Annotated in this window: 13 protein-coding genes; 3 read left to right on the top strand and 10 right to left on the bottom strand. The window is 38.0% G+C overall.

Annotated elements, in window-relative coordinates:
• Positions 1-43: 43 nt before the first annotated feature.
• Positions 44-2,113 carry a sigma-54 interaction domain-containing protein gene (locus ACN6NE_RS06815; protein ID WP_474324957.1) on the bottom strand — a complete coding sequence of 690 codons (2,070 nt, stop codon included), beginning with the start codon at positions 2,111-2,113 and terminating at the stop codon, positions 44-46.
• 176 nt (positions 2,114-2,289) lie between these two features.
• On the opposite strand from ACN6NE_RS06815, the gene ACN6NE_RS06820 reads away from it, so the two are divergent.
• Positions 2,290-2,541: a DUF2627 domain-containing protein gene (locus ACN6NE_RS06820; RefSeq protein ID WP_129704725.1), complete on the top strand. Its 252-nt coding sequence runs from the start codon at positions 2,290-2,292 to the stop codon at positions 2,539-2,541.
• A 12-nt stretch (positions 2,542-2,553) separates the two neighbouring features.
• On the opposite strand, the gene ACN6NE_RS06825 is transcribed toward ACN6NE_RS06820, so the two are convergent.
• Entirely contained in the window at positions 2,554-3,282 is a 729-nt protein-coding gene (locus ACN6NE_RS06825) for a glycerophosphodiester phosphodiesterase (protein ID WP_116514846.1), read from the bottom strand.
• Between the two features lie 124 nt (positions 3,283-3,406).
• Here ACN6NE_RS06825 and ACN6NE_RS06830 point away from each other — a divergent pair, with 124 nt between their 5' ends.
• Positions 3,407-3,559: a YycC family protein gene (locus ACN6NE_RS06830; protein WP_129704727.1), complete on the top strand. Its 153-nt coding sequence runs from the start codon at positions 3,407-3,409 to the stop codon at positions 3,557-3,559.
• Positions 3,560-3,872: 313 nt separating this feature from the next.
• Positions 3,873-5,204, top strand: coding sequence for a peptide MFS transporter (locus ACN6NE_RS06835; protein WP_474324959.1), 1,332 nt, complete (start codon positions 3,873-3,875; stop codon positions 5,202-5,204).
• 391 nt (positions 5,205-5,595) lie between these two features.
• On the opposite strand, the gene spo0A is transcribed toward ACN6NE_RS06835, so the two are convergent.
• The 8 genes from spo0A to ACN6NE_RS06875 all read right to left on the bottom strand — a co-directional run bounded on the left by spo0A (position 5,596) and on the right by ACN6NE_RS06875 (position 14,605).
• Positions 5,596-6,384, bottom strand: coding sequence for a sporulation transcription factor Spo0A (gene spo0A, locus ACN6NE_RS06840; RefSeq protein ID WP_013084985.1), 789 nt, complete (start codon positions 6,382-6,384; stop codon positions 5,596-5,598).
• Positions 6,385-6,611: 227 nt separating this feature from the next.
• The gene (spoIVB, locus tag ACN6NE_RS06845; RefSeq protein ID WP_016765539.1) at positions 6,612-7,892 is read right to left on the bottom strand and encodes a SpoIVB peptidase; all 1,281 of its coding nucleotides are present in this window, start codon (positions 7,890-7,892) and stop codon (positions 6,612-6,614) included.
• Between the two features lie 182 nt (positions 7,893-8,074).
• On the bottom strand, positions 8,075-9,802 hold the full coding sequence (gene recN / locus ACN6NE_RS06850) for a DNA repair protein RecN (protein ID WP_116514849.1): 1,728 nt from the start codon (positions 9,800-9,802) through the stop codon (positions 8,075-8,077).
• 16 nt (positions 9,803-9,818) lie between these two features.
• A complete protein-coding gene (gene ahrC, locus ACN6NE_RS06855; protein ID WP_013059136.1) occupies positions 9,819-10,268 on the bottom strand; it encodes a transcriptional regulator AhrC/ArgR in 450 nt (149 codons plus the stop codon).
• Between the two features lie 161 nt (positions 10,269-10,429).
• A complete protein-coding gene (locus tag ACN6NE_RS06860) occupies positions 10,430-11,257 on the bottom strand; it encodes a TlyA family RNA methyltransferase (RefSeq protein WP_057233494.1) in 828 nt (275 codons plus the stop codon).
• A complete protein-coding gene (gene dxs / locus ACN6NE_RS06865) occupies positions 11,254-13,155 on the bottom strand; it encodes a 1-deoxy-D-xylulose-5-phosphate synthase (RefSeq protein ID WP_474324961.1) in 1,902 nt (633 codons plus the stop codon). Before dxs ends, ACN6NE_RS06860 begins: the two co-directional genes overlap by 4 nt.
• Positions 13,156-13,475: 320 nt before the next feature.
• On the bottom strand, positions 13,476-14,372 hold the full coding sequence (locus tag ACN6NE_RS06870) for a polyprenyl synthetase family protein (protein WP_129704731.1): 897 nt from the start codon (positions 14,370-14,372) through the stop codon (positions 13,476-13,478).
• Positions 14,372-14,605, bottom strand: coding sequence for an exodeoxyribonuclease VII small subunit (locus tag ACN6NE_RS06875; RefSeq protein ID WP_013059140.1), 234 nt, complete (start codon positions 14,603-14,605; stop codon positions 14,372-14,374). The genes ACN6NE_RS06870 and ACN6NE_RS06875 overlap by 1 nt, the downstream gene beginning before the upstream one ends.
• Position 14,606: the final 1 nt, after the last annotated feature.

Below are 14,606 nucleotides of genomic sequence, written 5' to 3' on the forward strand. Positions count from 1 at the left end.
AATACCTTTCTATTTATATGCAATAAATTGCACACCATGCACTTTATTGCATGCTGTTATTTGCAAGATTGTATTTTTCCAACTTATAATACAGAGAACGCAGGGAAATATTGAGCTGTTTTGCTGTTTTTGTTCGGTTATACTCGTTTGCAAGCAGCACTTTTTGAATAAGTTCCGCTTCATAATTTTCCATCATGTGCGCTAAAGTCTTCCCTTCGAACATTACCTCTTCATTCACCTGATTTTTTTCTTTTTTACCCTTGCCTTCAAGTGAAGGGAGATGAACAGAATCAATCATTGTTTCTGTATAGTGCATATAAATAATCGCTCTACCTAATATGTTTTCAAGCTCTCTAACGTTTCCTGGCCAGTCGTATGATCTTAATGACTGTAAAGCCCGCTCTGTTACTCCTTCAACATGCCGGCCGTAATCTTGATTAATTTTTGTAATTAAGTGTGTAACAAGCGCACCAATATCCTCTTTTCTCTTCCGAAGAGGAGGTATGTGAATCGGAATTTTGTTTAGCCGATAATACAAGTCCTGTCTGATGCTTCCATCAGCCATTCCTTTTTCTAAATTCACATTCGTAGCTGCAATAACGCGAACATTCACCGGAATAGGAGTCGTTCCTCCAACGCGAATAAGCTCTTTTTCTTGAAGCACCCGAAGCAGCTTAGCCTGCATATGAGCTGAGAGCTCCCCGATTTCATCTAAAAAGATGCTACCGTTATTGGCTTCTTCAAAAACGCCGCGTTTCCCGCCTCTTTTTGCCCCGGAAAAAGCTCCTTCTTCGTACCCAAAAAGTTCACTTTCAAGCAAAGACTCAGAAAGCGCAGCACAGTTAATCCGGACAAATTTATTAAACTTTCGGCTGCTCGCATTATGAATAGCATGTGCAAACAACTCTTTACCCGTCCCAGATTCACCTCTAAGCAAAACAGTAGCTGGTGTTTTAGCAGCAAGTCTAGCCTGCTCAATTGCTAACTGAAACTCTTCAGATTGACCAATGATATCAGCAAATGAATATTTCGCTTCAAGCGTTCGGATAATTTGACGCGCTCTTTTGAGTTCATTTGTAAGCTCTTGAATTTCAGACATATCATGAATAACACCAACGCTGCCTTTTAATTTTCCATCAACAATAACGGGTGCAACATTCACAACTACGTCTCTTTTACTCGGACCGAGCCTCATCCTTACACCTCGAACAGGGCGCCTTGTTTGCAGCACCTTCATGTGCATACTGTCTCCTTCAGAGATATCAGCAGTCGCGGGCTGACCAATAATATCCGTCTTTTTTAAACCCGTAATTCTCGTATAAGCAGGATTAATTAAAATCCCTCTTCCTTCTTCATCCACAACCGAAATAGCTTCTTCAGAAGATTGAATAATAGCTTGAAGCATGGTTTGTACTTCTTTTAAGTTCGTAACTTCTTCTGCCAATCCGACAACGTCCGTAATATCTTTAAAAATCGAAAAGGCCCCAAACAGCTCTCCATTCTCGTCGAGTATTGGTATTCTAGTCGTAATTACCTTCCGTCCGCTATCTAATACAAATTCACTATTTTGATCAATCGTTTTTGTATGAAGAACATCAACAAGTTTACTATTTGGAATGACTTCATGAAGATGCTTACCAATTACATCTCTGTGTGAAAAGTTCGTCAAACGCTCGGCACTTTGATTAAATAGCGTAATATATCCATTCCTATCAATCACGACCATCGCATCATGAGCCGCGTTAAAAATAAGATCATATTTATACGATTCTTGCTTTAACCGCTGAATTAACTCTTCTTTTTCCTCCATCAGATTGGCCATAATTTCAGCAACCAATCCCGGCACTACCAGTGCATCAGCGGGTTTGCTTCTTTGCAATTGTTGAAAGACGCCTTGTTTACCTGTTGTTTCAACAATGACATCGAGCTGCTTTGTCATATAAGGCTCCCAATTCATTCCGGTTGAAATATCTTGTTCTTGCGCACGCAAAACAGCGGGCGCGTTAGCTCGTACGTCTACTACACCAATCACTTTCATAAATTCTGTTTCCAATAAGATTTTCAGAATAGCTAATCCGCCTTTTCCTCCTCCAACAATCAACACATTTTGCATATTTTTTCACCTTTTCTATTTAATATGTACATATTCCGTGCAAAATATTGCATATACCTATCATATAAAAAAAGAAACGCTCTTGACAATTTATTTAGTTCTTTTATGATTCAAGTATAACGGTTTCATAATGTAAACGCATTCATTTTAAAAAAAGAGAAGCGAAAGGAGCAGTTATGGTTCGAATTATCGCACTGCTAATCTTACTTATTCCTGGTATACTCGCTGGCTATGGCATTAAACTTATGAGAGATATGATTTTTGGCATCCTGCAATCCCCGTTCCCTTCTTTATTTTTGCAATTTTCAGTCGGTCTTCTATTATTTTTAATCGGCCTTGGATTTGTTGCTGGCTTTATTCTGCACAGAGACCGCAAGCGAAACAAAGTTCAAAACAGATTTCAAAAAAATAAAAAAACATCGCACTAATGCGATGTTTTTTTACGAAAAGCGCCCTCCAAATTGCTTCACCATTTTTTCTGGATAATCGGTAATAACGGATTCACACCCATATTTTCGAAGCTGCTCAGCTACTTTTACATCATTTACTGTGTAAGGTCGCACTGGAATTTGACAATCTTTTGAAGCAGCTACATTTACTTCATTAACGGTACGCTGATTAGGGTGAAGAGCTTTTGCGCCAAGATGCTGCGCATATACCCAAGGCTCATACATCGGATAAGAATATAAAATAGCTGTTTCAATCGTAGAATCCAGAGAACCAATTCGGGCTAAGCTGTTATGATTAAAAGATGAAATCATCGTTCGATCCTTCATCTTGTATAAATAAATTAAATCCAAGACTTTCATTTCCAAGTATGGATAGTCAAATATATTATTTTTCAACTCAATATTTACGCTAATTCCTTCACTTGAAGCCCACTCCATTACTTCATTTAACGTGGGGATTTTACATACTCCATACTTTTTTTTGAACTTATAGCTCGCATCTAATTTTTGTAAATCTTGATACGTAAAATCTTTTACATACCCTTTTCCATTCGTCGTTCGATCTACTTTTTCATCATGAATTACAGCAAGTTCTCCATCCTTTGTCATATGCACATCAAGTTCAATTCCGTGTGCTCCAACTCTCGCTGCTTCTTTGAAGGAAATCATCGTATTTTCAGGAAACGTTCCAGCTGCGCCGCGATGACCTATTACAAACATACTTGCTCAACTCCTCTATTATCACTTATTATTAACTTTAGCATTACTTAATAGTGAAAGCACGAATTTACTGTTTATACTTTTTTACTTTCATTACTTTATATGCAAAAGGAGGTCGTTGTGTATGAGACCACTGCAAATTTCACCGGATACAGCCGTAAAACTAGCGGAACAATTAAATATCCCCCTCGAGCAATTAATGCATATGCCTCAGCATATTTTGCTGCAGAAACTTGCTGAATTAAATGCGGTCGAAGATAAAAAAGGATCTGAATAACAGATCCTTTTTTCTTTCGAATTTCCATTCCCAAAAATAGTATTACCTTCTCACTTCATTCCCCATAACATATATTAGAATATTTAATAATATAAATGTATTTTTAAAAATGCTTTTAAATAAGTAACTTAATACTTTTTTATGTATATTTAATTATTTTTTGATTTTTCCATATAATTTTATTGACGAAATTATTGTTTTTCTACTAAAATAAAAATACATTATATTTATTCCAGTACTTATATTCTGATTTTTTGATCAATTCAAACAAAAGAATTAAATAGTATGAGAAAAATTTTAGGGGGACTTCATTATGCAAGCAGCTGTACAACACGAAAATCAGCAGCCAAATGGGTCTAGGAAAAAACATCCTCCTGGACTGTACTTATTATTTGCTACTGAGGCATGGGAAAGGTTTAGTTATTATGGAATGAGAGCCATTCTGGTACTTTATTTAACTGCTACCGCTGCTCAAGGTGGACTCGGGCTAGATAAAGCAACTGCACTGAGCTTATATGGAACATTCACTAGTGCTGTTTACATTACGCCAATGATTGGCGGATATTTAACAGACCGCTTCCTCGGAAGAAGGTTAGCCATCACTATCGGTGGTGTGATTATGGCACTTGGGAATTTTTCCATCTTTATTCATCAAAGCGTAGCCGCTTTGTATATCGGACTTGCTTTATTAATTATCGGAAACGGATTTTTCAAACCAAATATCTCCACATTGGTCGGAGATCTGTATGAAGAAAATGATCCTCGCCGTGACGGTGCTTTTACTATTTTTTATATGGGTATTAACTTTGGTGCATTTTTCGCACCGTTAGTTGTTGGATTAATGAGTTACAAATACGGATTTTTAACAGCAGCTATTGGAATGGTTGTTGGACAAATTTTATTTAACCTACTGGCTAATCGCTACTTAGGTGATATCGGGAAAGAGCCTACAGGAAAAGTTCACGCAGCGGCATCTCAAACATCAACTGCTCCGCTGACAGCACGAGAAAAGAAAAGAACGGTTGCTATCGTTATTCTAGCCTTCGTTGTTATTGCTTTCTGGACAGCTTTTGAACAGGCCGGAAGTTCTTTAACGCTATATGCTCAAGATCAAATTAATCGTCAAATAGGTAGTTTCACGGTTCCAACAGAGTGGTTCCAATCATTGAATCCGCTGTTTATCATGATTTTAGCACCAATTATGTCACTAGTTTGGTACAAGCTAGGAAATTCAAAACGCGGTGATTTCAAAACGCCAACAAAAATGGGTATGGGACTTGTAACAGTCGGATTAGGATTCTTAATTTTAATTCCGGCCGTTATGTATACTGGTAATGACCCAACTTTAAAAGTAAATATCCTGTTCATGATTTTCACTTACTTCCTGCACACGCTAGCTGAGCTTATGATTTCGCCAGTAGGGTTGTCTATGGTAAGTAGACTAGCTCCATTAAAACTTGCTTCTCTTTTAATGGGCGTATGGATGGCAAGCTCTGCTGTCGCTAATAAGCTAGCGGGTGTTCTTGCATCTTATACACAGTCTTTAGGTTATTTCGATATCTTCAGCTTAATCGGAGCTGTAACAATTGTACTTGGAATTATTGTTCTGTTCCTTTCAAAACCGATTGCTAAATTAATGGATTAAAAAAAGCTGCCTTTTCTGAAGGCTGCTTTTTTTATAATTTATTTATCCATATCCCATTTAAAATATGGAGATAAATTTTTTAATGCATCTTCTAAATCTTTTTTCAAGTACAAAACCCTCATAACAATTAAATAAATTATTTCAATAAAATACACCACTATGGATATGAAGAAAAACAAAATGCACGTTCCATTAACCTCAATATTTTCACCTCTTAAAACAAAATAAAAAGACCAATGAATGATTAAAATTCATCGGCCCTGCAGTAAAAAGTTTATTGGTTTTCAGTTTACTATCTAGTGTAAATTCCAAAAGCTTATCGGCATGTACTCTGTATTACAAAAGGTATCAGCTCACTCAAAACCCCGTAATTCCAGCAGTCCTATCCCTTTCAACTCGCTTTATGTTCAAGGCGTAATTTATCCGCAACCATGGCGATAAATTCACTATTTGTCGGCTTCGCTTTTGACATGCTGACAGTATATCCGAATAATGAAGAAATGGAATCAATATTTCCTCGGCTCCATGCTACTTCAATGGCATGACGAATGGCGCGCTCAACGCGGCTTGCCGTTGTATTATATTTTTTTGCAATATCAGGATACAGTACTTTTGTAATCGACCCAAGCAGCTCAATATCCTTATATACCATTGAAATGGCTTCTCTCAAATACAAATAGCCTTTGATATGAGCAGGTACACCAATTTCGTGAATGATGCTCGTAATGCTTGCATCTAAATTTGCTGGTTTGCTGTCGCGATGTGAACGCATGGAAGAAGATGAACGTTGCATAAATGAAGATGTTTGTCCGCTAACTTGACGAATATGATTCACTAAGTTTTCCATATCAAACGGCTTTAGAATAAAATAAGCAGCTCCTAAATCAACCGCTTTTTTCGTTACGTCTTCTTGCCCAAATGCTGTTAGCATAATGACATTTGGATAATTTTCTTTTTTCATTTCTTTTAACTGACCTAAAACTGCTAATCCATCTAGATGCGGCATAATAATGTCTAATACAAGAACATCCGGATCTTTATCTTTTAAAATGGATAAACACTCTTGTCCATTGTAAGCTACTCCGATTACTTCCATGTCTTCTTGCTCTGAAATATAATCTTCAAGCAAACCAATTAGTTCCCGATTATCATCAACCAAGCATACTTTAATTTTTTTCAATGCAGCTTCCTCCTCAGTCCTTTATGTTATACGTCGTTTCCTACGTGTCTCTATTCTTTATTCTAAAGGACAAATTCGACAATGCAACATTATTTCCTTTATTTTTTTAGAAAAAAGTCTTTTAAATGGAATTTATTCGATTTTCTCTTATTTTCTTTGTTTTTCGACGTTTTTCTCTTACATTTACGACAATAATTTTTATCAAAAAAAGCGAACTAATGACAACATTAGCTCGCTTTTTTTCGATTATTTTTATAAATATCGATTCCTGCTTCGTTAAGCATCCATTCAATATGGACACCGTAACCCGAGGTAGGATCATTTACAAAAACATGGGTAACCGCTCCAACGACTTTACCGTTTTGAATAATCGGGCTCCCGCTCATTCCTTGAACAATTCCACCTGTTTTCTTTAGCAATTTAGGATCTGTAATTTTAATAACCATTCCTTTAGTAGCCGGAAACTTTTGAGGTATAGTACTCATAATTTCAATATCAAATTCTTCCACTTGATCATCATCTACTACCGTTAGAATTTTAGCCGGTCCTTCTTTTACTTGATGAGATAGGGCAATTGGCATTGCTTTATCCATTATTCCGTTTTCCATCGTTGAAGACAATTTTCCAAAAATACCAAAAGGACTATTTCGTGTAATATTTCCAATGATTTGTCTATCTTCAGAAAACCTTGCTAGCTTTTCGCCGGGAACGCCGTTAGAACCTTTTTCAATTGATGTAACGGTCGAACGGACAATTTGTCCATCTTCTACTACGATTGGCTTTTTTGTATCCATATCCGAAATAACATGGCCTAAAGCGCCGTATTTTTTAGATTTTGGATCATAAAAAGTCATTGTGCCAATTCCTGCAGCTGAATCACGGATGTATAAACCGATTCTGTAAGCATAATCTTGCTTATCTTTTAACGGATACAGCTTGGTGTCAAACTGCTTTTTTTCTCTTAAAATATGCAGATTTAATGGTTCACCCGTTTTTCCTGCCTGCTGAATAAACGGTGTAATATCACTCATTTTTTCAATGGTTTTACCATTAATCTTCGTAATCATATCTCCAACTTGAATACCCGCAATTTCGCCAGGAGATCTTTTACCTTTTGCTGTATCTACCTGATGATAGCCTACAACAAGAACACCTTTTGAATTTAATTTCACACCGATTGATTGTCCACCTGGAATGACTTTAAAATCAGATAATACCTGCACGTCTACACGCTTTACAGGAATACCGGCCAAATGAAGCATCAACTCTTCTTTGCCTACCTGTTTGCCTGCTACAGTCAGCTTCGCCTTGTTACTTGTTACATCGTAAACAGGTGATGAAGCTTCTACGCTAAGCGGTAATGTCGTATTAATTTTTTCTTTTTGCTGTTCAAATAAGACGATTTGTTTTGGAATGTGTATATATTGTTGCACAACTGGAATAAATCCTACAAAAATGAACGAAACAAGGAGAATCGCACCAATTATATGTCTGTATCGATTTTGCATGTTTTCACTCTCCTCGCTTCCTCGCCTAAATGGCTACACATTTAATTTAGCCTTCTTAGAGCGCATTTATAACAGAAGTTCAGAGAAAAATGAAAAGAAGTGCAAGGAAACATTTTCAGTTCCTCCATTTTTTATAAAAAAACACCTTTAACACATACTGTTACGTGTTAAAAGGTGTTTTTTTAAATGGTGTGCTTCATCTTATCCGCTAAATCTAAAAGCTCTTTGGCATGTTCCTTCGTTAAGCTTGTAATTTCAGCTCCTGCAATCATTCGACCAATTTCTTTTACTTTTTCATCAAGAGTTAATGGAAGAACAGACGTCGTTGTACGATCACCTTTTATCTCTTTAGCAATAAAGAGATGAGTATCTGCCATCGCTGCTACCTGAGGCAGATGAGATATACAGAGAACTTGTGAATCAACAGAAATAGCATGTATTTTTTCACCGATCGATTGAGCTACTCTTCCACTTACGCCTGTATCAACTTCATCAAAGATAATGGACGTCACGCCTTGATGCTTAGAGAAGATGCTTTTTAACGCCAGCATAATTCTTGACAGTTCTCCTCCTGATGCTACTTTTGCAAGAGGCTTTAAAGGTTCACCAGGATTGGTAGAAATATAAAATTCTACGTTGTCAATGCCGTCTTTGGTGAATTTTATTCTTTCTCCATTTAATTCAACGTCATTTTTACCTGCATTTACAACAGAGAATTTAATTTGAAATACGGTCTTAGCCATATACAGTTCTTGAAGCTCATGATGGATGCTGTCCGTTAACTCTTGAGCAAGTTTTTTTCGAATAGCTGAAACGTTATTAGCTTCTACTAATAAATCCTGTGCTACACTGTTTAACTCTTCTTTGATCTTGCTCACATGCGTATCTCGATTTTCAATACGATCAATTTCATCTTCAATTTGCGCTGCATATTCTAGAATTTCATCTACACTTTGACCGTATTTACGCTTTAAGTGATTAATTTCATTTAAACGCGCTTCAATAAAGTCTAAGCGTTTGGGATCAAATTCTAATAAATCAAGCTGCTGACGAATTTTATAAGATGCGTCTTCTAGCTGATAGAAGCTCGATGAAATGATCTCAGAAATTTCGGCATAGTTTTTTTCCAGTGACGAAATATCCTCCGTATGATTCATTGCTACACCGACCCAATCTAAACCTTGGTGTTCACCGTGCAGCGCATTGTACGCATCGTTTAGCGACGTATAGATCTTTTCAAAGTTAGAAATCTTCAAACGCTCTTCATTTAGTTCCTCGTCTTCGTTCAGCTGCAAATTTGCCGCTTTGATTTCATCTAATTGAAATTGAATAAGATCGAGGCGATGTGCCATCTGCTGTTCATTTTCAGTTAATTGATCGAGCTGCTTTTTTAGCGATGTATACCTAGAAAATACCTCTCGATACTCCGTCAAAGCCTCTTCTACTTTTTCTCCTCCATATTGATCAAGAAGAGTTAAGTGACGATCTTGATTCATTAAATCTTGGTGCTCGTGTTGTCCATGTATATCAATTAACGTCTGTCCAACTTCACGTAGGATAGCTAACGTTACGAGCTTACCGTTGATTCGGCAAATACTTTTCCCATTTGTAGTGATATCTCGGCGAAGCACAATCATTCCATCTTCCACTTCCAAACCGACTTGTTTGGCTTTTTCGTGACTCGGATGCTGTTCTTCATCAAATAAGAAAAGTCCTTCAATTTCGGCTCTGTCTGTTCCGTGGCGTACAAACTCCGAAGAGCCTCTTCCACCTACTAACAATGAAATGGCATCAATAATAATCGATTTCCCCGCTCCTGTTTCGCCTGTTAATACCGTTAAGCCTTTTTCAAATGAAACAGAAAGTTCATCAATAATCGCAAAGTTTTTAATGGATAATTCAGCTAACAACCTGCTTCACTCACCTTTATAACATTTCTAAGAATCGGTCTGATATAATTTGCGTATCTTCAGGAGTACGGCAAATAATCAAACATGTATCGTCTCCACAAATCGTTCCTAATATTTCATCCCAGTCCAAATGATCAATTAATGCGCCAATCGCATTTGCATTTCCCGGTAATGTTTTCATCACCAACATATGCCCAGCTGAATCAATTTTTACAAATGCGTCCATAAGAGAGCGCTTTAACTTTTGTAAGGGATTAAAACGCTGATCTGCAGGCAAGCTGTATTTGTATCGACCGTCCATCAAAGGCACTTTGACTAAGTGCAGTTCTTTAATATCACGAGAGATTGTTGCCTGTGTTACATTAAAACCTTGGTTTTTTAAAATATCTACCAATTCATCCTGTGTTTCAATATCATTATTCGTGATAATATCACGAATTTTAATATGTCTTTGCCCTTTATTCATGTTGGCACCTCACATTAATATGTAATCTTCTTTTTGTTTTGTTGTTTATAAGTCTTTCACTAATTAAGTATCATAATGTGTTCAACTTGATTATGCACCTTTTGTATAAAGAGTCATAATCAAATCGCCAATGCTAAGTCTTTGCTTAACATTGGCCATTATTACTTTTTCTCTTTTAACGTCTTATGTGCTTCTTCGACTACTTCGCGCACAGTAAGCGGAGCTTGATTTTCACCAAGTTCACGCTCGCCTTTCCAGCGCAGGTGGAGAAGAAATTCGATATTTCCATCTCCTCCCGTTATCGGTGAATACGACATGTTATATACATCGTATCCTTGACGAAGCGAGAAATCCACCATGCCTTGAAGAACTTCTTCATGCACTTTTGAATCACGCACGATTCCTTTTTTCCCAACTTGCTCTCTTCCAGCCTCAAACTGTGGCTTAACGAGCGCAACAACATCGCTGTGTGGAACAAGAAGTGTTTTTAACACGGGAAGAATGAGTCTTAAGGAAATAAATGATACATCAATAGAAGCGAATTCAGGCAAGCCTCTTGATAAATCAGCTGGCGTCACATAACGGAAATTTGTTCGTTCCATTACTTCTACTCGTTCATCTTGACGAAGCTTCCAAGCTAGCTGATTATAGCCTACGTCTAGCGCATAGGACATCTTCGCTCCATTTTGAAGCGCACAATCAGTAAAGCCTCCAGTAGAAGAACCAATATCAATCATGATTTTATCCGCTACATGGACATTAAATTCTTTAATCGCTTTTTCAAGCTTAAAGCCGCCTCTGCTGACGTAAGGCATCACTGCACCTTTAATTGTCAGCGGCGTATCGCGTTCAATTTTCTCTCCCGGCTTATCCAAACGGACTTCATTCGCATAAACAAGTCCTGCCATCACTGTACGCTTTGCTTTTTCTCTTGTTTCAATCAAACCTCGTTCTACTAATAATACATCTACTCGTTCTTTTTTTGTCACTTAACTTCAAGCCTCTTTTGTGTTGGTGTTACGAGTTTTTTAACTCGATTTATAATCTCTTCTTTGGTTAAGCCAATTTCTTCTAAAAGTTTTGTTACGCTGCCGTGCTCGATAAAGCGATCTGGAATCCCCATACGTTCAACGCGCGTATCATAATAGCCGTGCTCTGATGCAAACTCTAACACCGCGCTTCCAAAACCGCCTTGAAGTACCGCTTCTTCTACCGTAATCACAGGCTTACTAGTTTGGAAAATCTCATGAAGCATTTTTTCATCCAGCGGTTTAATATAACGAGCATTTACCACTTTGACGCTGATTCCTTGCTTCTCAAGTTCTGCTGCTGCATCCATCGCCATTGAAATCGTTGTACCAAACGTTAAAATGGTTGTATCTGAACCTTCTTTTAATACGCCCCATGTACCGATCGGAATGTTTTTCAGTTCTGAATCTAGTTCAACACCTAATCCGTTTCCTCTAGCATAGCGCATAGCAATCGGACCTTCTTCATAAGTCAAAGCAGTGTGAACCATGTGCTGGCCTTCATTCTCGTCTTTTGGCATCATAATAACAAGGTTAGGCAAATGACGTAAGAATGCAATATCAAACACGCCTTGATGCGTTTCACCATCAGCACCTACTAGCCCAGCGCGATCAATCCCAATAAATACATTTAGCTTCTGACGGCAAATATCATGAACCACTTGATCGTATGCACGCTGTAAAAACGTAGAATAAATAGCTAAAAAGGGCTTCATATTTTGAGTTGCAAGACCCGCTGCCATTGTTGTTGCATGTTGCTCTGCAATCCCAACATCAAACATGCGATGCGGAAACTCTTTTTGAAATGCTTCGAGTTTTGAACCCACAGGCATTGCTGGCGTTACGGCTACAATGCGATCATCTTCCCTAGCCATCTTCAATACCGTATCACTTACTAGTTTACTCCAAGCAATCGGAACATTTTTGTCTTTAATAAAGTCACCGGACTCAATTTTGTAAGGGCCTGTACCATGCCATGCTCCGCTTTTATCGCTTTCCGCCGGCAAGTACCCTTTCCCTTTTTTCGTAATAACGTGAATCAGTACCGGACCTTTTGTTTTCTTTGCATATTGTAACGTTTCCAATAAATCATCATAGCTATGGCCATCAACCGGGCCTAAATACGTAAAGCCAAGGTCTTCAAAGAACATGCCTGACACGACCATATACTTTAGGCCATCTTTTACACGTTCTGCCGTTGCCGCAAGCTTACCGCCTACTGCAGGCACTTTTTTCAGCAAGACTTCAAGCTCATCTTTTACCCAGTTGTATTTGCCTGCCGTGCGCAAACGTCCTAGAATACTGTGTACAGCCCCCACGTTAGGAGCGATAGACATTTCATTGTCATTTAAAATAACGGTCATATCCGTTTGCTCGTGCCCGATGTGGTTAAGCGCTTCAAGAGCCATACCACCTGTTAAAGCTCCGTCACCAATGATAGGAACAATATGAGCTTTTGTTTTTTGCAAATCTCTTGCAGCAGCCATTCCCATTGCGGCTGAAAGAGATGTAGAACTATGTCCCGTTTCCCATACGTCATGCTCACTTTCGTCACGCTTTGGAAAACCGCATAATCCTTTATATTGACGGATTGTATCAAACTCTCCCGCTCGTCCTGTTAAAATTTTATGGACATACGACTGATGTCCGACGTCCCATAAAAATTTATCTTTTGGGCTGTCGAACACTTTATGGAGTGCAAGCGTTAACTCAACAACCCCCAAATTCGGCCCTATATGACCACCAGTTGCAGAAAGCTTTGTAATTAAAAAACGACGAATCTCTTCACTTAGTTCTTCTAATTGTGTTACTGACATTTTCTTTAAAAACTCAGGATTTTTTATCGTTGTAAGATCCAAGGTGGATCACTCACTTTCGTACTTGTTATAAAGTTACCTTAATACATTGTCTATTGTTTTATACGTATAGTCAATTTTCAGTATTTCCTTATTACTTACAATACCTTTGATATTCTATCAGTAAACCAGTGATATTCAAAGGAAAACAGTGAAAAAATAGCCGCTAACACAAATGTGATAACGGCCACCAAGATATTGTATATGTCTTTCAAACCTATGCACTACGCTTTTATACAGTAGTAAAATTATTATAGCATAGCCCCTATTGGGACTCAATCTTATTTTACTGTATCACTCAAAAAACCTGACAGAAATCGTCATTAACTATCACGTTTTGCTATATATAAACAAATTTCTTCTAGTAATCCGTGCTTAATTTGAGCTTGACGTAACGAGAGAAGTGCTTGTTCAACATGATACTGTAACTTTTCTTTGGCCGCTTCCATACCTAACAAAGAAGGATATGTCGTTTTTTCATTTTCTGTATCACTGCCAATTGGCTTTCCTAATTTTTCTTCAGACCCTTCCACATCCAAGATATCATCTTGAATTTGAAACGCTAACCCTACATGCTTACTGAATTCTTCTAATAATTCTTGCTGTAGAGGCGTAGCTTTTGCAAGAATAGCTCCTGCTTTTACACAAAACCCTAGCAGCTTCCCCGTTTTGTGAAGGTGAATATATTCAAGCTCGTCTAGCGTGAGCTGCTTTTTTTCGCCTTCCATATCCGCAACCTGTCCGCTGATCATACCTTCTGTTCCGCTTGCTTTTACCAGTTCTGTAATGAGCTGAAGCTTCATATGTGATGTAATCTCAGGATGTGCCGCTTCAGCAATGAGCTGAAAGCTATTTGTTAAAAGAGCATCTCCAGCTAATATAGCCGTTGCTTCGCCGTACACCTTGTGATTCGTCGGTTTACCTCTTCTTAAGTCGTCATCATCCATGCTAGGTAAATCATCGTGAATGAGAGAATATGTATGAATCATTTCCACTGCACATGCTGTTTCTAATCCCATGCTCTCGTCTTTTCCAAACGCATGTAGCGTTGCAAACAACAGCACTGGACGAAGTCGCTTTCCTCCTGCCGTAAGCGAGTAAAGCATGGATTCCTTTAAGTTAACCGGAGCATGTAATGCTTTTACCACTTCAGGCAAGCGTGGTTCTACTCGATCTTTTGTAAAAGAAATATACTCTTTTAAATTCATTTCATTCACCATCACTCTTCCTCCTGTACCGAGAATGGCTCAAGCGTTCCGTCTTCACGTAAAATAGTTTCCATTTGCTTTTCAATATGCTGAAGACGATCGTGACAGAATTTTGAAAGAGTCATTCCTTCTTGGAATTGTTGAATTGCTTCTTCTAAAGGCACGTCGCCTTCTTCTAGCTTGTTTACGATGGTTTCTAACTGCTCCATCGCCTCTTCAAACGTATACTCTTTATTTGTCGCCATT

Source organism: Priestia sp. 53B2 (assembly GCF_056099005.1).

What these genes read in the sequence shown, in the direction of transcription:
- ACN6NE_RS06815 (WP_474324957.1), bottom strand. Translation starts at nt 2,113, where the DNA reads ATGCAAAATGTGTTGATTGTTGGAGGAGGAAAAGGCGGATTAGCTATT.
- ACN6NE_RS06820 (WP_129704725.1), top strand. Translation starts at nt 2,290, where the DNA reads ATGGTTCGAATTATCGCACTGCTAATCTTACTTATTCCTGGTATACTC.
- ACN6NE_RS06825 (WP_116514846.1), bottom strand. Translation starts at nt 3,282, where the DNA reads ATGTTTGTAATAGGTCATCGCGGCGCAGCTGGAACGTTTCCTGAAAAT.
- ACN6NE_RS06830 (WP_129704727.1), top strand. Translation starts at nt 3,407, where the DNA reads ATGAGACCACTGCAAATTTCACCGGATACAGCCGTAAAACTAGCGGAA.
- ACN6NE_RS06835 (WP_474324959.1), top strand. Translation starts at nt 3,873, where the DNA reads ATGCAAGCAGCTGTACAACACGAAAATCAGCAGCCAAATGGGTCTAGG.
- spoIVB (WP_016765539.1), bottom strand. Translation starts at nt 7,892, where the DNA reads ATGCAAAATCGATACAGACATATAATTGGTGCGATTCTCCTTGTTTCG.
- ahrC (WP_013059136.1), bottom strand. Translation starts at nt 10,268, where the DNA reads ATGAATAAAGGGCAAAGACATATTAAAATTCGTGATATTATCACGAAT.
- ACN6NE_RS06870 (WP_129704731.1), bottom strand. Translation starts at nt 14,372, where the DNA reads ATGGTGAATGAAATGAATTTAAAAGAGTATATTTCTTTTACAAAAGAT.
- ACN6NE_RS06875 (WP_013059140.1), bottom strand. Translation starts at nt 14,605, where the DNA reads ATGGCGACAAATAAAGAGTATACGTTTGAAGAGGCGATGGAGCAGTTA.